The following is a 17,405-nucleotide window of genomic DNA, read 5'->3' on the forward strand; positions in this document are numbered from 1 at the left end:
CAGTATGTAGTAGTGATAAAAAAACACTACAAAACGTTTGACGAACACTTGTTTGAAGCGCATCATGGCCTCGCTCCCGCTAGCCAGGGACCTCTAAAGGGTCCCCAGATCGCACCCGTAACACCATTCGGGGCGGTCCGTGTCCTAACAGCCCACAAGGCGGTTCGACGAGGTTGCGACTGGAACGAAGTTGTCCTGAGGGACGGGGAAGCGATCAACGTATCAGCGAGAACGACAGGCACAGCACCAGCGTTCGCCCAGCGGCATCCACGAGCCGGCTAGCGTCCGCATCCTGCGCCCAGTCTCCGAACTGTTCGTCTCGAAACACCCTCCTCTCCAGCTCCACTTCCTCCTCCGGTCAATACTTCGACGTTTTCTGCGGCGTGACGCCCCAGAGCGAGCTCCAGCACGTAGGTTTTGGGTGGGAAAGTCAGTGCTCAACCAAACTCAAACTTTGAAGGATTGACCATGTCCGCATATCAAAACGAGATCAAGGCCGTTGCCGCCCTGAAAGAGAAAAATGGCAGCAGCTGGGGCGCTATCAACCCGGAATACGCCGCTCGCATGCGCATCCAGAACCGCTTCAAGACCGGCCTGGACATCGCCAAATACACCGCGGCCATCATGCGCAAAGACATGGCCGAGTACGATGCCGACTCTTCCGCCTACACCCAGTCCCTGGGCTGCTGGCACGGCTTCATCGGTCAGCAGAAGCTGATCTCCATCAAGAAGCACCTGAAGACCACCAACAAGCGCTACCTCTACCTGTCCGGCTGGATGGTCGCCGCGCTGCGCTCCGACTTCGGCCCGCTGCCGGACCAGTCCATGCACGAGAAGACCGCCGTTTCCGGTCTGATCGAAGAGCTATACACCTTCCTGCGCCAGGCCGACGCCCGTGAACTGGACCTGCTGTTCACCGCCCTGGACAACGCCCGCGCCGAAGGCGACAAGGCCAAGGAAGCCGACCTGCTGAGCCAGATCGACAACTTCGAAACCCACGTCGTACCGATCATCGCCGACATCGACGCCGGTTTCGGTAACGCCGAGGCCACCTACCTGCTGGCCAAGAAGATGATCGAAGCCGGTGCTTGCTGCATCCAGATCGAAAACCAGGTTTCCGACGAGAAGCAGTGCGGTCACCAGGACGGCAAAGTAACCGTTCCGCACGAAGACTTCCTCGCCAAGATCAACGCCGTTCGCTACGCCTTCCTCGAGCTGGGCGTTGACGATGGCGTCATCGTTGCCCGTACCGACTCCCTGGGTGCCGGCCTGACCAAGCAGATCGCCGTGACCAAAGAGCCGGGCGACCTGGGCGACCTGTACAACAGCTTCCTCGATGGCGACTACGTAGAGTCCGCCGCCGACATCGCCAACGGCGACGTGGTGGTCAAGGCCAACGGCAAACTGCTCAAGCCGAAGCGCCTGGCTTCCGGCCTGTTCCAGTTCCGCAAGGGCACCGGCGAAGACCGCTGCGTCCTGGACTGCATCACCAGCCTGCAGAACGGTGCCGACCTGCTGTGGATCGAAACCGAGAAACCGCACGTGGGCCAGATCAAGGGCATGGTCGACCGCATCCGTGAGGTCATCCCGAATGCCAAGCTGGTGTACAACAACAGCCCGTCCTTCAACTGGACCCTGAACTTCCGTCAGCAGGTGTTCGATGCCTGGGCTGCCGCCGGCAAGGACGTTTCCGCCTACGACCGCGCTCAGCTGATGAGCGTCGAGTACGACGAAACCGACCTGGCCAAGGAAGCCGACGAGCGCATCCGCACCTTCCAGCGTGACGGTTCCGCTCAGGCCGGTATTTTCCACCACCTGATCACCCTGCCGACCTATCACACCGCCGCGCTGTCCACCGACAACTTGGCCAAGGGCTACTTCGCCGACCAGGGCATGCTGGCCTACGTGAAGGGCGTGCAGCGTCAGGAACTGCGCCAGGGTATCGCCTGCGTCAAACACCAGAACATGGCTGGCTCCGACATCGGCGACAACCACAAAGAGTACTTCGCTGGCGAAGCGGCTCTGAAGGCGAGCGGTAAAGACAACACCATGAACCAGTTCCACTAAGAACCGGTTCGCTCGGCCCCGGCCGAGACCGCCAGACTGCAAGCCCCCGCCTCGGCCGGGGCTTTGCATTTCCGGGCAGAAAGACTGCTTCATGCAGTATGGCGGCCAAATAATGGCCACCTCAAAACCGTGCAATCGATCACGCTCCCTGTCATGGTTTTGTCGTGTCCGCTGGTTAGCGTCATGGCTCCGTCGATTCGCCTCACAGAAGAAGGAGCCTCGCCTTGAACCGCGATAACGAGAACGCCGTGCTGTTCGGCAACGGCGATGAGTTGCCCAGCAACCACTCGCAGAACCCGCATATCAATGAACTGATCGAAGGCCTCGGTCGCCGTCAGGTATTGGCCGGTGGTGCCGCGCTCGGCGCTCTCGCCTTCCTCGGCGTAAGCCTGCCCGGCAGCAGCGAGGCGGCCCAAGCCACCACCCAGGGTCTGGGTATCTTCAAGCCCCGTTCGCGCCTGCCCTTCACCCCGGTCCCGGTGACCCGCGCCGATACCATCACCGTTCCGCAAGGCTACAAGGCCACGGCTTTCATTCCCTGGGGCACCCCGATCACCGGCAGTTACCCGGTGTTCCTTGAAGACGCCAGCAACAGCGCCCAGGACCAGGCAGAGCAGACCGGCATGCACCATGACGGCATGCACTTCTTCCCCATCGACGCCCAATGGGGCTATGGCCGCCGCAGCGACCACGGCCTGCTGGTGCTCAACCACGAGTACATCGACGTCAATCTGCTGCACCCCAACGGGCCGACCGTGGTCAACGGCAAGCGCACCAGCGCCGAGGAAGTCCGCAAGGAAATCAACGCCCATGGCGTCTCGGTGGTGGAAGTCCGCCGTAACCAGCAGGGCGAATGGGAAGTCCTGCCGAGCGCACGCAACCGCCGTATCACCGCGGCCACGCCGATGCAGATCCGCGGCCCGGCACGTGGCCACGTACTGATGCGTACCCGCTACAGCCCGGACGGCACCGCCACCCGCGGCACCCAGAACAACTGCGCCAACGGCTACACTCCCTGGGGCACCTACCTGACCTGCGAGGAAAACTGGGCCGGCTACTTCGCCACCCAGGACACCACGCTGCCGCGCGAACTGAGCCGCTATGGCCTGCGCAATACCAGCCGCTTCGGCTGGGATACCCTCGCCGGCGACGAGTTCGAACGCTTCGACGCCACCCGCAAGGCGGCGGATGCCACCGGTGATTACCGCAACGAGCCGAACCACTTCGGCTGGATCGTCGAGATCGATCCGTTCAACCCGGACTCGACGCCGGTCAAGCACACCGCCCTGGGCCGCTTCGCCCACGAAGGGCTGGTTTTCGCCCCGACTCGTCCGGGCAAGCGCGTGGTCTGCTACTCGGGCGACGACTCGCAGAACGAGTACATCTACAAGTACGTCAGCCGTGGCAAGTTCCGCCCCGGCAGCCGCGCCAACAGCCGCCTGCTCGACGAGGGCACCCTGTACGTCGCTCGCTTCAATGCCGATGGCAGTGGCGACTGGCTGGCCCTAGACATCGACGACCCGGCATTCCAGGCCGCCTGCGCCGCCGCTGGCGTGAGCTTCGCCGACCAGGGCGAAGTGTTGATCAATACCCGTCTGGCCGCCGATGTCGTCGGTGCCACCAAGATGGACCGCCCGGAATGGGGCGCCGCCCATCCGGACACCGGGGAAATCTACTTCACCCTGACCAACAACAGCTCGCGCACCACGGCGGATGCGGCCAACCCTCGCATCGCCAACGCCTACGGCCACATCATCCGCTGGCGCGAACTGAGCCGCGACCATGCCGGCACCCGCTTCGCCTGGAACCTCTTCCTGCTCGCCGGTCCGTCCTCCGACAGCCGTGGCCCGAACGGCCAGCCGCTGAATGCCGACAATATCCTGGCCAGCCCGGACGGTTTGTGGTTCGACGAAGACGGTCGCCTGTGGATCCAGACCGACATGAGCGGCAGCCAGCTCAGCTCGGGTCCGTTCGGCAACAACCAGATGCTGGTGGCCGACCCGCGCACCGGCGAACTGAAGCGCTTCCTGGTCGGCCCGTCGGGCTGCGAGGTGACCGGCATCACCGCGACCCCGGACTTCAAGACGCTGTTCGTGAATATCCAGCATCCCGGCGAAGGCTCCACGCCCAGCAACCTGCTGAGCACCTGGCCGGACGGCCCCGGCAAGCGTCCGCGCGCGGCGACGGTCATCGTCACCCGCGAGAACGGCAAACGCCTGCTGTAATTCCGCCGCACCAAAGAAGCCCGGCCCTTGCGCCGGGCTTCTTCATTCAGGCCATCGTCTACCCTGTGAAAGGTCAGCATCGCCCCCCCAGGTGTCCCATGCCTCGCTGGACTCCCGTCGCGCTCGGAACTCTTCTCGCCCTGGTTGGTGGCCTGGCCAGTCTGCTCTGGCTGGCGCCAGACGACGACTCGCCCCCGGCCCCTCAATCGACCGCCTCTGGCAGCAACCCCATATCGACACCGCCAGCGGAACAGCCCGTTGCATCTCGACGATCCGGCGCCGCCCTCGATTCCGCAGTGCTGGCGCAGCAGCAGGAGCGCCTTGCCTTCCACAACGATTACCGACGCTTCACCAGCCGGGCTGCCGACCTCCCCGCAGCGGAGAGAGCGCAGCAAGCAAGAGAACTCTCCAGGGAAATCGACCGTTACGAGGAGCGCGGCGAATTGGCGATCAGCGAAGCGCTACTGCTCCAGATAGGCCTGATCCAGGCCAGCGGGCTGGACGAGGCAGAGCAAAAAGCCAGGGCCGCCGCCATGACCGCCCGCTACAAGGCGCGCAGTGCGGCACGCGAGGCGGAGCGATCGCCCGATGCGAACTTCGAGCGCTACAAGGCCGAGGAAAAACGAATCGTCGAGGAAGTCCTCGCCATGCAGCAGATTCCCGGTGGGCTCAGTCGCGATCAATACCTGCGGGAGCGCCTGCAGGAGGCCCGCGAACAAGCCTACCAGGAGCGAATTACGCCACCCTGAACGGCCAATGGCAAGATTTGTGGGTTTATTGTCATTGTCGCCATCAACACGACGCCGCACACTGGCCACCTCTCCTCCGAGGTACGTGCCGTGGAAAGCCAACGCTGGATCGCTTGCCTGATCTACCCCGACGTGATGAGCCTGGACGTGACCGGGCCCATGCAGGTCTTTGCCTCCGCCAATGTCGAGCGCCAGCGCCAAGGGCTTCCTCCTGCCTATCGGTTGAACGTGCTCGGCGATGCCGTCGGCCCGGTGGCAACTTCCGCCGGCCTGAGTATCTGCGCCGAACTCAGCTGGCGTGGCCTGGACACTTCGGCCCTGGATACGCTGCTGGTGCCTGGCGGCCTGGGTGTCGAGCGGCAATGCGAGGACCAGGCGCTGCTCGACTGGCTACGTCAGGCCGAACCCCAGGTACGCCGGCTCGGCTCGGTCTGTTCGGGTGCGCTGTTGCTGGCAGCGGCCGGTCTGCTCGACCAGCGCCCCGCCACGACTCACTGGGCGGACCTCGATACCCTGCGGCGCGAGCACCCCGCCGTGCAGGTCCAGGACGACCGCCTGCACACCTACGATCCCCTTGAGCGTGATGGCGATGCCCATGTGTTCACTTCCGCAGGGGTGACCGCCGGGATCGATCTGGCCTTGGCATTGGTGGAGGCCGACCTCGGCCGCTCGCTGGCCCTCGCCGTGGCCCGGCGCCTGGTGATGTTTCTCCGCCGCCCGGGTGGCCAGGCGCAGTTCAGCGCCCTACTCGCCCCGGACCCCAACCGCACCTCGCGGCTAGCGGCCCTGCTCGACTGGATACCGGCCCACCTCGGCGGCGACCTGTCTCTCGAGGCGCTGGCCGAGCAGGCACGCATGGCGCCCCGCACCCTGTCGCGGGTCTTCGTCCAGGAGCTGGGCATGGGTCCCGGTCGCTACGTCGAGCGCGTCCGCCTGGAAGCCGCCCGCGCCCTGTTACAGGACGCCCAGGCATCGATCGCCACCGTGGCGCGGCTGACCGGCTTTGGCCATCCTGAGAACCTGCGCCGCACCTTCCATAAACACCTGTCCGTCAGCCCGCAGGAATACGCCGAGCGCTTCGGGCTGCGCCCGCTCAAGGAGAGCCGCCATGCTTGAACTACGCCCCGGCTGCGAATGCTGCGACCGCGACCTGCCACCGGACAGTGCCGATGCGCTGATCTGCTCCTTCGAATGCACCTTCTGCCGCGATTGCGCGGAAGCAAAGCTGCAGTTGCGCTGCCCGAACTGCGGCGGCGAGCTGGTCAGTCGACCACGCCGACCGATGGGCAAGCTGGAGCGCTTCCCCGCCACCACCTCGCGCACTTTCAAGCCCTGCTGAAAAGGAAATCCCCATGCTGCTGAGCAATCCCTCGATCCGCCTGCTGTTCGCCGGCCAGGCGTTGTACTGGAGTTGCGCCCTGATCGGCATCACCCTCACCTCGCTGGTGGGCATGCAACTGGCGCCGTTGAACATCCTGGCCACCCTGCCCCTGGCCTTGCTGGTCGTCGGCAACCTGCTGGCAGTGCAACCGCTGTCGTTGTTCATGCAGCGCCGCGGACGGCGCGCCGGGCTGATGCTCGGGGCCGGCGGCGGTGTGCTGGGTGGCCTGCTCAGTGCGCTGGGCGTATGGCTGGGCGATTTTCTGTTGTTCTGCCTCGGCAGTCTGGCAATCGGCACCTACCAGGCGTCGGCCATGTATTACCGCTTCGCCGCGCTGGAGTCAGTGAGCGAACAACAGAAAGGCCGGGCGACCGCCTATGTGATCGGTGGCGGGCTGTGTGCCGCCCTGTTCGCCCCGTCGCTGGCGCTGTGGTCGCGCAACGCCCTGGACACGCCCTTCGTTGGCGCCTACCTGGCGATTGCCGTTCTGGCACTGATCGGCCTGCTATTAATGGCGCGGCTGCGCGAAGGCGCCGCGCCGCTTCCGGGCAGCGGAGGCCTGGCGATGATCCGGCTGTTGCTGGCTCGCCCGGCGATCCGTACCGCCATGACCATCACCGCCATCGGCTACGGGCTGATGATCCTGGTGATGAACGCCACGCCCCTGGCCATGAGCTTCTGCGGCTTCGGTGTGGAAGTCGGTGCCGAAGTGATCCGCTGGCACTTGGTCGGTATGTTCCTGCCCGCCTTCGCTGCCGGCCCGCTGGTGGATCGGCTGGGTAGCCGGCGGGTGGCCCTGATCGGCATCGCCTTGTTGATCGCCAGCGCCACCATCGCATTGAGCGGCATCGCCCAGGCGCACTTCCTGGTCAGCTCGTTCCTCCTGGGTGCCGGCTGGAACCTGATGCTGGTCGCCGGTACCACCCTGCTCGCAGAGGGGCACGAGGCGGAGGAAAAAGGCCATGCGCAAGGCCTGATGGAATTGGGCAACGGCAGCGTGGCGGCCGTCATGTCCCTCGCGTCCGGGGCAATGATCACCAGCATCGGCTGGGGGCCGGTGAATGCCGGCATGCTGCCCTTGCTGGCATTGGCCCTGGCTGTGGTGCTGCTTGGCGCACGTCGCCTGGCCCCGCAAGCCTCTTGAGCGGACACGAAAAAGGCGACCCGAGGGTCGCCTTCATTCCGTGCCGGACAGCCTGTCAGTAATAGGCATTTTCCCGGTTGCTGTGGTCGGTGACGTCACGTACCCCTTTCAGTTCGGGAATACGCTCCATCAGGGTCTTCTCGACACCATCCTTCAGTGTCACGTCGACCATGCCGCAGCCCTGGCAACCGCCGCCGAACTGCAGGACGGCGATGCCTTCCTCGACGATATCGACCAGCGACACCTGACCGCCGTGGCTGGCCAGGCCGGGGTTGATCTCGGTCTGCAGGTAGTAGTTGATCCGCTCGTTGAGCGGGCTGTCCTCGTTGACCATCGGCACCTTGGCGTTCGGCGCCTTGATGGTGAGCTGGCCGCCCATGCGGTCGGTGGCGTAATCCACCACGGCATCGTCCAAGAAGGGCTCGCTCATCGCATCGATCCAGGCCGTGAAGCTTTTCAGGGCCAGAGCGGTGTCTTCCGGTTTCTGTTCGCCCGGCTTGCAGTAGGCGATGCAGGTTTCCGCGTACTGGGTGCCCGGCTGGGTGATGAAGATGCGGATGCCGATGCCAGGTGTGTTCTGCTTGGCCAGCAGATCAGCCAGGTAATCGTGGGCCGCGTCGGTAATGGTGATGGCGCTCATGGCAACTCCTCGCAAACATGCACGCAGTGTACGCCAATCGGCTTTGCCAGATAAAGTCCTAGTATTTTTGTCGGGAAAATGACAGCCGCTCGGAAACCGCGCCACCCGACGCTAGCCAGAGCTTCATTCCCAGCATCAGGCGTTTCTCGATCAGCTCGTAGCTGCACCAGCCGGCGATGAGAATCAGCGGCACACAGGCGGCCAGCACGGCGTAAGGGTCCAGGGCGAAGCGCTGGCTCAGATACCAGCCCAGGGACAGCACGATGACGTGCAACAGGTACACCGAGTAGGAGCAGTCGCCGAGCATCTTCAGCAACCCGCTCCTGCGGAAATACGGCTCCAGCGACAGGCAGGCCGCAACGATCACCGCACTGGGCAGGCCCCAGTGCAACAGGCGCGGGTACGGCTGCAGATGCTGGATCGCCAGCAATGATGCGACGATCAGCGCAATGGGTATCCAGAACCCCTGGACGATCCAGCCGCGCCGGTAGCACACGCCGATCATCAGGCCGAGGAGAAACTCGAAGACGATGCTGTTGCGGTAGAAATCGCTCACCCACTCCTGGCGCGCCAGCACCAGGCTCACAACGCCCAGCGACGCCGCCGTCAGCCAGGGCCGGAAGCGCTCGCTCACCAGCAATGAGAGGGCGAACAACAGGTAGAAGAACATTTCGTAGTTGAGCGTCCAGCCCACATAGAGTGTCGGAAACTCACCATAACCCGCCGGGTTCTCCGCCGGGATGAACAGCAGCGAGAGAAGGAAATGGCCAAGCTCGAATTTCTGCGTCGGCATGACCGGGTTGAAATACAGGATCAACCCGGCCGCCAGCAGCGAATACAGCCAATAGGCCGGAACGATGCGTAACAGGCGATTGAGCAGGAAGCGGCCGGCGCCGATGTCCTTGCCCTGGGTCGAGAGATAGATGACCGTACCGCTGATGACGAAGAACAGGTCGACGCCCACCGCGCCTTTGTCCGAGAAGAAATCGCCAACCGGTCCATCCGACCGCAAATCGAAAAAAATCTGCATGAAATGATGAAAAACCACCAACCATGCTGCCAGTGCCCTGAGCGCTTGCAGCGACATCAACATCCCGCGAATACCCTCCTCTCCTGACGCGCCGAGGCGCACCGCCGAAATTCGAGGACAGGCACCGACTACGCCGCTGCCGTCCCGTCACAGGGTCGGACCGCAGGGTGCGGGAAAAGATTCCCCGTTGGAGCGGGCATCGCGGGCCGCGCACGGCCCGCATCGGATGGGAGCTGACGCTACAGATTCATGTAGCGGTTCATGTCCAGCTCGCCGTACTCCACCGGCTCGGTTTCCTGGATGTAGCGCGACAGGTCATGGAAGTAACGCCAGAACTCCGGATGTGTCCGGCGAACGCCCCAGTGCTCGACCACCTTGTCGAAGGCCGCGGCATCCTTGGCCTGCTCCAGCGCCGCGACGAAGCCTCCGACCTCACTCGCCTTGAGGTTGAACATGAAGTTGGGATAACTGCTCAGCACCCCGGGATAGATCGTCAGGGTGTCCAAGGTCGGCTGGTAGCGCAGCGATTCGCCGAGCATGAACGCCACATTGCTGTGGGCGCGATTGCGCAGCACGCTGTAGATCTCGCGCGAGCCGTCCGGTAGCTCGACGCGCAACAGCGTCGCCTCCGGCAGCATGCCGATCACCGGCAATCCAGCGGCGGGTCGGCTGGCCAGGCGGCTGAGAGTCTGATCGATATCCTGGCGGGCCGAATCGACCCCCGCGCGGTAGCAATGCGCCGTGCGGCAGCGGTTGATCGGATCGGGGCGTGCATTGAGATCGGCATAGCGCTGCAGCAGGGCCTCGGCGAACGCGCGCTTCGGGTCGTTGCCGGCGAGTTGCAGGCCGGTCGGTGTGTGCTTGTCGATGGGCTGGTAATCCAGCCATTGCTTCAGCTTGCCACTGCGCTGGTACCAGTCGTCCAGCATCGCGGTGCGCGCATCCGGCGGCAGCAGACGCAGGAAGTTCTGCTCGGCGCCATTGCGGATCAGGTCGAAATACAGCCGGGTTTGCGCCTGGTGGGAGACGTTGCCGTATACATCGAAATTGACCACCAACTGGTAATAGGTGCGTTCCAGCAGCGGATAGTCCATCCACCAGAGCGTCTGAGGTATCTCGCCGAGCAGCCCCTTGCGCACGGAAGCGCTGTCGTACTGGCGGAAGATCGACAGCAGCGCGTTGTCGTTGCCGGCCCAGATATGCGACCAGCTCGGCGCGGGGGCTTTCGCATAGGCATCCTGGCGCAGGTCTTCATACTGGTTGCGTTTGTCGCGATACGCCCGCCACAGCCCGAGCATGCTGCCCAGATCGTCGATCTGCCCCGGCAGTGCCAGTAACGGCGTGGTCTTTTCGCGATAGGCGGCGTTGGTGATATAGAGGTCGTGTTCGGGCGCCTGGAAGAAGGTCCAGAAGTTGTCGCGGATCACATCCGTCGCGATCTGGCCGCGACACACCGGCCCTCGGATGAAGGTGCGCACGAAATACTCGGCGTTATCCAGCATGAACTGGTAACGCGCCTGGGCCGGAATCGCCGCGAAGGTCTCGAATGGATTGGCGCGCCGCTGCGGCCCGTAGCCCGGCAACGCCTCTACCTGCCAGTCACTCTGGAAGAACAGCTCGCGCACCCGCGCCAGCTTCTTCTCGCTGAGGGGATAGGTGATGTGCGTCTTATGCACGATCACCCCCTGGATCGGCCACAGGCGGTAATGGAAATCGATGCCGGGATCGTCGTTCGGTCGCCGCGTGGCAATCGGATCGATCGGCTGGCCGCTCGGCGTACGCGAACGTACCACTTGGAAGAAGTGCCCCGCCTCGCCGCCCTCGAAATACAGATGGGCCAGGAACAGGTGCTCATAGAGCCAGCGGGAAACCAGCTCCTCGCGCGCGCCCGGCGCATTCAGCAACGACTCCCAGAGAGCGACCTGCCGGGCCTCCGCCGCACCGGGCTGCCACGCCTGCTCATCGACCGGAGCGCCCTGCGCCAGCCAATCCTGCAGGGTGCGGTATTCCTTCTCGCTCAGGCCGGTTACCGCGAACGGCATACCAACCCGTGGATTCTTATTGGCGAACTGCTCGAACTCACCCGGCAACGGGCACTGGTTTTCCCGGGAGATGCCAATCGCCAGGTCATCCGGCAGCTTGGCATTGGCCTCGAACGGTACCTCGTGCCCCAACTCCAACATTCGCGCCATCAAGGCGGCCTGGCCATCCTTCGGCTGCAATACCGAATGAAAACCCCGATTCCGCCAGGCGTCCGCTCCATGGGCATCGAGGAACAGCCGGGTCGTTTCCTGCGCCTTGGTCCGGGTTCCGTCGTAGACCGGCTGCTTATTCGCCCCACGGCTCACCCCTTCGGCGCTACCGAGGTTAAGCTGGCACGGTGAGTCGTAGCAGGCATGGCAGGCCACGCACTTGGCGGTGAAGATCGGCTGGACGTTGCGGGTGTAGGAAATCGGCTCGGCCTGGGCAGCGCCGTAGATGAACAGAAAGAAAGCGCTGGCGAGCGCGCGGTACGGCATGACAGAGGTCCTTGGCGCGGTTGAGCGGCGATTCTAGCTTGGCGTGCCGGCAAAGCGATCCAACTTGAGCATAATTCATGCAAAAGTGTGGTCCGCTCCGAAACCACGCAGGTTTGCTATCATCCCCGACCTCGTTTTCCGGCATTCCCAGGTAGTCCCCATGTCCGACCGCAGCGCACGTCTCGCAGCCCTCCAGCAAGCTCTCAAGGAGCGCATCCTGATTCTGGACGGCGGCATGGGAACCATGATCCAGAGCTACAGGCTGGAAGAGTCAGACTACCGTGGCGCCCGCTTCGCCGACTGGCCGAGCGACGTCAAGGGCAACAACGACTTGCTGCTGCTGAGCCGCCCGGACGTGATCCAGGCCATCGAGAAGGCCTACTTGGACGCCGGTGCCGACATCCTCGAAACCAACACCTTCAACGCCACCCGCGTGTCCCAGGCGGACTACGGCATGGAAGAGCTGGTCTATGAGTTGAACGTCGAAGGCGCCCGCCTCGCCCGCCAGGTGGCCGATGCCAAGACCGCCGAGAACCCGGCCAAGCCGCGCTTCGTCGCCGGCGTGCTCGGCCCGACCAGCCGCACCTGCTCCATCTCCCCGGACGTGAACAATCCCGGCTACCGCAACGTCACCTTCGACGAGCTGGTGGAGAACTACACCGAGGCCACCCGTGGCCTGATCGAGGGTGGCGCGGACCTGATCCTGATCGAAACCATCTTCGACACGCTCAACGCCAAGGCGGCGATCTTCGCGGTGCAGGAAGTCTTCGAGCAGCTCGACATCGAGCTGCCGATCATGATCTCCGGCACCATCACCGACGCCTCCGGCCGCACCCTGTCCGGCCAGACCACCGAAGCCTTCTGGAACTCGGTGCGCCACGCCCAGCCGATTTCCGTCGGACTGAACTGCGCCCTCGGTGCCAAGGATCTGCGCCCGTACCTCGAAGAGCTGGCGACCAAGGCCGACACCCACGTCTCCGCCCACCCCAACGCCGGCCTGCCCAATGCCTTCGGCGAATACGACGAAACCCCGGCGGAAATGGCTGCGGTGGTCGAGGAATTCGCCGCCTCCGGATTCCTCAATATCGTCGGCGGCTGCTGCGGCACCACGCCCGCGCACATCCAAGCGATCGCAGAGGCGGTGGCCAAGTACCCGCCACGCGCCATTCCGGAGATTCCCAAGGCGTGCCGCCTGTCCGGCCTGGAGCCCTTCACCATCGACCGCAACTCGCTGTTCGTGAACGTCGGCGAGCGCACCAACATCACCGGCAGCGCCAAGTTCGCCCGCCTGATCCGCGAGGAAAACTACAGCGAAGCCCTCGATGTCGCCCTGCAGCAGGTGGAAGCCGGCGCCCAGGTGATCGACATCAACATGGACGAGGGCATGCTGGATTCGAAGAAGGCCATGGTGACCTTCCTCAACCTGATCGCCGGTGAGCCGGACATCTCCCGCGTGCCGATCATGATCGACTCCTCCAAGTGGGAAGTGATCGAGGCCGGCCTCAAGTGCATCCAGGGCAAGGGCATCGTCAACTCGATCTCCATGAAGGAAGGCGTCGAAGCCTTCAAGCATCACGCCAAGCTGTGCAAGCGCTACGGCGCCGCCGTGGTGGTGATGGCCTTCGACGAAGCCGGCCAGGCCGACACCCAGGCGCGCAAGGAAGAAATCTGCCAGCGCTCCTACGACATCCTGGTCAACGAAGTCGGCTTCCCGCCGGAAGACATCATCTTCGACCCGAACATCTTCGCCGTGGCCACCGGCATCGAGGAGCACAACAACTACGCGGTCGACTTCATCAACGCCTGCGCCTATATCCGCGACAACCTGCCCTATGCGCTGAGCTCCGGCGGGGTCTCCAACGTGTCCTTCTCGTTCCGCGGCAACAACCCGGTGCGCGAAGCCATCCACTCGGTGTTCCTCTACTACGCGATCCAGAACGGCCTGGCCATGGGCATCGTCAACGCCGGCCAACTGGAAATCTACGACGAGATTCCCAAGGAGCTGCGCGACAAGGTCGAGGACGTGGTGCTCAACCGCCACCCCGGCGCCACCGAAGCGCTGCTGGCCATCGCCGACCAGTACAAGGGCGACGGCAGCGCCAAGGAAGTGGAAAACGAGGAGTGGCGCAGCCTGCCGGTGGACAAGCGACTGGAGCACGCGCTGGTCAAGGGCATCACCACCTACATCGTCGAAGACACCGAGGAATGCCGCCAGCAGTGCGCACGGCCGATCGAGGTCATCGAAGGGCCGCTGATGGCCGGCATGAACGTGGTCGGCGACCTGTTCGGCTCGGGCAAGATGTTCCTGCCCCAGGTGGTGAAATCCGCCCGCGTGATGAAGCAGGCCGTGGCCCACCTGATCCCCTTCATCGAAGCGGAGAAAGGCGACAAGCCGGAAGCCAAGGGCAAGATCCTCATGGCCACGGTCAAGGGCGACGTGCACGACATCGGCAAGAACATCGTCGGCGTAGTGCTCGGCTGCAACGGCTACGACGTGGTCGACCTGGGCGTGATGGTCCCGGCGGAGAAGATCCTGCAGACCGCCAAGGACGAGAAGTGCGACATCATCGGCCTGTCCGGCCTGATCACCCCGTCGCTGGACGAAATGGTCCACGTCGCCAAGGAAATGCAGCGCCAGGGCTTCACCCTGCCCCTGATGATCGGCGGCGCCACCACCTCCAAAGCCCATACCGCGGTGAAAATCGACCCGCAGTACAAGAACGACGCGGTGGTCTACGTCACCGACGCCTCCCGCGCCGTGGGCGTGGCAACCCAGTTGCTGTCCAAGGAATTGAAAGCCGGCTTCGTCGAGCGCATCCGTGCCGAGTACGTCGAAGTCCGCGAGCGTACCGCCAACCGCAGCGCCCGCACCGAGCGCCTGCCCTACGCCCAGGCCGTGGCCAACAAACCACAGTTCGACTGGGCCGGCTACCAGCCGCCGAAGCCCAGCTTCACCGGCATCCAAGTGCTGGAAGATATCGACCTGAAGGTGCTGGCCGAGTACATCGACTGGACGCCCTTTTTCATCTCCTGGGACCTGGCCGGCAAGTACCCGCGCATCCTCACCGACGAAGTGGTCGGCGAGGCCGCCACCGCGCTGTTCAACGACGCCCAGGCCATGCTGAAGAAGCTGATCGACGAGAAGCTCATCCGCGCCAAGGCGGTGTTCGGCTTCTGGCCGGCCAACCAGGTGGATGACGACGACATCGAAGTCTACGGCGACGACGGCCAGCCGCTGACCCGCCTCCATCACCTGCGCCAACAGACCATCAAGCCGGACGGCAAGCCCAATTTCTCCCTGGCCGACTTCGTCGCTCCCAAGGCCAGCGGCCTGACCGACTACGTGGGCGGCTTCATCACCACCGCCGGCATCGGCGCCGAGGAAGTCGCCAAAGCCTACGAGGCCAAGGGCGACGACTACAACGCGATCATGGTCAAGGCCCTCGCCGACCGCCTCGCCGAAGCCTGCGCCGAATGGCTGCACGCCGAAGTGCGCAAGCACTGGTGGGGCTACCAGCCGGACGAGCACCTGGATAACGAGGCGCTGATCAAGGAAGAGTACGTCGGCATCCGCCCCGCCCCCGGCTACCCGGCCTGCCCCGACCACACCGAGAAGGGCACCCTGTTCCAACTGCTCGACCCGCAAGGCCAGAGCGGCGTCACCCTGACCGAACACTACGCCATGTTCCCCGCCGCCGCCGTCAGCGGCTGGTACTTCGCCCACCCGCAAGCGCAATACTTCGCCGTGGGCAAGGTGAACAAGGACCAGGTGGAAAGCTACACGAAGCGCAAGGGCCAGGACCTCGCCGTGACCGAGCGCTGGCTGGCGCCGAATTTAGGGTATGACAGTTGATGATGAGACCCACGGGCCTTCGAGGCCCGTCTCTTTTCGCGCCTGTCTAATCGCGAAGTTAACTCGTTGCGATGACCATCCAGAGCATTCAAGCCGAAGCCTCAATCACCTGCGTTGTCCTGCTATTGCTTGAACCCAGGGAGACCGTTAGCCTGCCGCCACTCCTTGACAGCCTGGAGCACAGCTTCCGGAGAGTCTTTAACTCCATAACGAGTTGGATGAGAAAGCAGCCCATAGCCTGCTGGGTGTCCTGCTATTACCCCAAAATGCAAGGCCAAGCTATCAAGGTAACCCTCTAGCTCTACCCCTTCCAAATCATTGGTTTCTTCAAAAAATTCTTTGATGAAGAGCAGAAACTCTTGTTCTGTGAAATCTTCAAATCGCTGTTTCTCCAGAAAATCCATCTTCATTACCCTTTTTGATGAAGCTCAATGTGGTTTCTTGGCGTATTCACGCGCAGGTTATCCAAGTCATATACGGGGCCGCCCTGGGCAACAGGATCGACATGATGCAACTCAAAGCTGATTCTTCCACCTACCGCTTCTTCCGGTATGACAAATGGAGAAGAACCGCCTCTCATTCTACGTCTGTTGACATTGCTGAACTGGCTGGACAATTCGAAATCATCCGCTACAGCCCTCCAAAACTCAGCCCTGAACGCATCGAAGCTGGCAAACGCCTTTCCCCTGAGCCTATCCGCAATCTGCGCCGGAATCGGTGCCCCAAGCTCCCGGCTGGCCTGTTCCAGCCATATTCCCGTAACCACTTCCCCCTGTCCCGTGACCACGCCAGGATCAAGCCGGACGTTCATCACGACGTAGAGCGGCGGCACACCACTGTCAGCCGGGAACACTACGATGGCGTCCCGGTAATCATCCGGTAGCACGGGGTTAACGAAGGTTTCTCCGGCCTTTTCTTCCGAGGGGAATACCAAGATGGCCGGCGTGTTCGGGGCTTGCTCCAGGGTGGGAATACGCCCCTTGTCGCTGGGGTCTGTCGCGGGTGTCCAGATCAGCCCTATACCGCCGACATCCGCCACCATCCGGTCGCCTTGGGGCTGGAATTGCACAACAGGAACCTGTTCCCATTGCCCTAGGCGCTCGGTGTTGAACGCATAGCCCCGGAGCTTGCCGTCTGGCTGTTGTTCGATGTGCAACCTAACCCGTGTCCGGGCCGTGGCCATGCCTCTGAGTTCGTCTTCGGTGTAGAGCGCGCTATCGCCGGTCCTGGTTGACCACACAAGTGTCACAAGCCCTATCAGGAGCCCACCCGCAACCCCCGTCGTGATGCCTGGGACAAGCCCTCCACCCGCTTCCCCTACGGCTGCTCCAGCGATAGCCAGCCCACCCAATGCCTTGGGCAAATCGGGAGCATTGATCCTCTCGAGCGGGAGGTTCCCAGAGTCATCCCGTTCCTTGGCCCCCAGCACGGCAACCTCGCCATAGTCCCGCAGAAGATCAACGTACAGCCGCCCCTGACGGCTTATCTGGCCATCCGGCAGGTCGCAGTGTTTGACGAAGGAGCAGACGCGCCGGACGGGCTCGGGCGGAGGCGGTGGATCGGGACGGATGAGTTCGCGAGGCGGTTGCTTGTCGAACTCCCAGCCGTCGAGAGGCGGCTGTGGAAGAGTGGGTTCCTGGGGTGTTCGCCAGGTTTTCGGTGGGTCGTTTTTCAGTGCCGGTCGGCAAACGCTGGGCATCGGCCCAGGTCCTTGATCACGTGCCATGGTGTTCTCCCTGTCGGTGGGACGGGAGGCACCCTACGCAGCATGGCGGGTCCGCTGCTATGCGGCGCATC

At 63.5% G+C, this 17,405-nt stretch carries 12 protein-coding genes; 7 read left to right on the top strand and 5 right to left on the bottom strand.

Annotation, left to right across the window (positions count from 1 at the left end):
- Positions 1-468 precede the first annotated feature (468 nt).
- The 6 genes from PIN01S_RS08650 to PIN01S_RS08675 all read left to right on the top strand — a co-directional run bounded on the left by PIN01S_RS08650 (position 469) and on the right by PIN01S_RS08675 (position 7,566).
- Positions 469-2,067 carry an isocitrate lyase gene (locus tag PIN01S_RS08650; protein WP_084335256.1) on the top strand — a complete coding sequence of 533 codons (1,599 nt, stop codon included), beginning with the start codon at positions 469-471 and terminating at the stop codon, positions 2,065-2,067.
- 224 nt (positions 2,068-2,291) lie between these two features.
- Entirely contained in the window at positions 2,292-4,292 is a 2,001-nt protein-coding gene (locus PIN01S_RS08655) for a PhoX family protein (protein WP_084335257.1), read from the top strand.
- A gap of 98 nt (positions 4,293-4,390) precedes the next feature.
- The gene (locus tag PIN01S_RS08660) at positions 4,391-5,041 is read left to right on the top strand and encodes a hypothetical protein (RefSeq protein WP_084335258.1); all 651 of its coding nucleotides are present in this window, start codon (positions 4,391-4,393) and stop codon (positions 5,039-5,041) included.
- A 90-nt stretch (positions 5,042-5,131) separates the two neighbouring features.
- Positions 5,132-6,157 (top strand): GlxA family transcriptional regulator, encoded by a 1,026-nt coding sequence (locus PIN01S_RS08665; protein ID WP_084335259.1) that lies wholly within the window; start codon positions 5,132-5,134, stop codon positions 6,155-6,157.
- Positions 6,150-6,380: a DUF1272 domain-containing protein gene (locus PIN01S_RS08670; protein WP_084335260.1), complete on the top strand. Its 231-nt coding sequence runs from the start codon at positions 6,150-6,152 to the stop codon at positions 6,378-6,380. Before PIN01S_RS08665 ends, PIN01S_RS08670 begins: the two co-directional genes overlap by 8 nt.
- A gap of 13 nt (positions 6,381-6,393) precedes the next feature.
- Complete coding sequence (locus PIN01S_RS08675) at positions 6,394-7,566, top strand: MFS transporter (RefSeq protein ID WP_084335261.1); 1,173 nt, start codon at positions 6,394-6,396, stop codon at positions 7,564-7,566.
- A 55-nt stretch (positions 7,567-7,621) separates the two neighbouring features.
- On the opposite strand, the gene nfuA is transcribed toward PIN01S_RS08675, so the two are convergent.
- The 3 genes from nfuA to PIN01S_RS08690 form a co-directional block, all read right to left on the bottom strand.
- A complete protein-coding gene (gene nfuA, locus PIN01S_RS08680) occupies positions 7,622-8,206 on the bottom strand; it encodes a Fe-S biogenesis protein NfuA (RefSeq protein WP_084335262.1) in 585 nt (194 codons plus the stop codon).
- Between the two features lie 58 nt (positions 8,207-8,264).
- On the bottom strand, positions 8,265-9,299 hold the full coding sequence (locus PIN01S_RS08685; protein WP_084335263.1) for an acyltransferase family protein: 1,035 nt from the start codon (positions 9,297-9,299) through the stop codon (positions 8,265-8,267).
- Positions 9,300-9,475: 176 nt separating this feature from the next.
- Positions 9,476-11,755 (bottom strand): fatty acid cis/trans isomerase, encoded by a 2,280-nt coding sequence (locus PIN01S_RS08690; protein ID WP_084335264.1) that lies wholly within the window; start codon positions 11,753-11,755, stop codon positions 9,476-9,478.
- A 160-nt stretch (positions 11,756-11,915) separates the two neighbouring features.
- Here PIN01S_RS08690 and metH point away from each other — a divergent pair, with 160 nt between their 5' ends.
- Entirely contained in the window at positions 11,916-15,608 is a 3,693-nt protein-coding gene (metH, locus tag PIN01S_RS08695; RefSeq protein ID WP_084335265.1) for a methionine synthase, read from the top strand.
- A 122-nt stretch (positions 15,609-15,730) separates the two neighbouring features.
- On the opposite strand, the gene PIN01S_RS08700 is transcribed toward metH, so the two are convergent.
- Both PIN01S_RS08700 and PIN01S_RS08705 read right to left on the bottom strand, forming a co-directional pair.
- Positions 15,731-16,012 carry a bacteriocin immunity protein gene (locus tag PIN01S_RS08700; RefSeq protein WP_244506038.1) on the bottom strand — a complete coding sequence of 94 codons (282 nt, stop codon included), beginning with the start codon at positions 16,010-16,012 and terminating at the stop codon, positions 15,731-15,733.
- Between the two features lie 5 nt (positions 16,013-16,017).
- Positions 16,018-17,334: a pyocin-S2/colicin E7-DNase domain-containing protein gene (locus PIN01S_RS08705; protein ID WP_084335267.1), complete on the bottom strand. Its 1,317-nt coding sequence runs from the start codon at positions 17,332-17,334 to the stop codon at positions 16,018-16,020.
- Positions 17,335-17,405 lie beyond the last annotated feature (71 nt).

The sequence above is a fragment of the Pseudomonas indica NBRC 103045 genome (genome assembly GCF_002091635.1).
Lineage (GTDB): Bacteria > Pseudomonadota > Gammaproteobacteria > Pseudomonadales > Pseudomonadaceae > Pseudomonas_M > Pseudomonas_M indica.

Coding starts and splice junctions, on each gene's coding strand:
- PIN01S_RS08690 (WP_084335264.1), bottom strand. CDS start 11,755: ATGCCGTACCGCGCGCTCGCCAGCGCTTTCTTTCTGTTCATCTACGGC.
- PIN01S_RS08650 (WP_084335256.1), top strand. CDS start 469: ATGTCCGCATATCAAAACGAGATCAAGGCCGTTGCCGCCCTGAAAGAG.
- PIN01S_RS08660 (WP_084335258.1), top strand. CDS start 4,391: ATGCCTCGCTGGACTCCCGTCGCGCTCGGAACTCTTCTCGCCCTGGTT.
- PIN01S_RS08700 (WP_244506038.1), bottom strand. CDS start 16,012: ATGGATTTTCTGGAGAAACAGCGATTTGAAGATTTCACAGAACAAGAG.
- metH (WP_084335265.1), top strand. CDS start 11,916: ATGTCCGACCGCAGCGCACGTCTCGCAGCCCTCCAGCAAGCTCTCAAG.
- PIN01S_RS08685 (WP_084335263.1), bottom strand. CDS start 9,299: ATGTTGATGTCGCTGCAAGCGCTCAGGGCACTGGCAGCATGGTTGGTG.
- PIN01S_RS08675 (WP_084335261.1), top strand. CDS start 6,394: ATGCTGCTGAGCAATCCCTCGATCCGCCTGCTGTTCGCCGGCCAGGCG.
- nfuA (WP_084335262.1), bottom strand. CDS start 8,206: ATGAGCGCCATCACCATTACCGACGCGGCCCACGATTACCTGGCTGAT.
- PIN01S_RS08705 (WP_084335267.1), bottom strand. CDS start 17,334: ATGGCACGTGATCAAGGACCTGGGCCGATGCCCAGCGTTTGCCGACCG.
- PIN01S_RS08670 (WP_084335260.1), top strand. CDS start 6,150: ATGCTTGAACTACGCCCCGGCTGCGAATGCTGCGACCGCGACCTGCCA.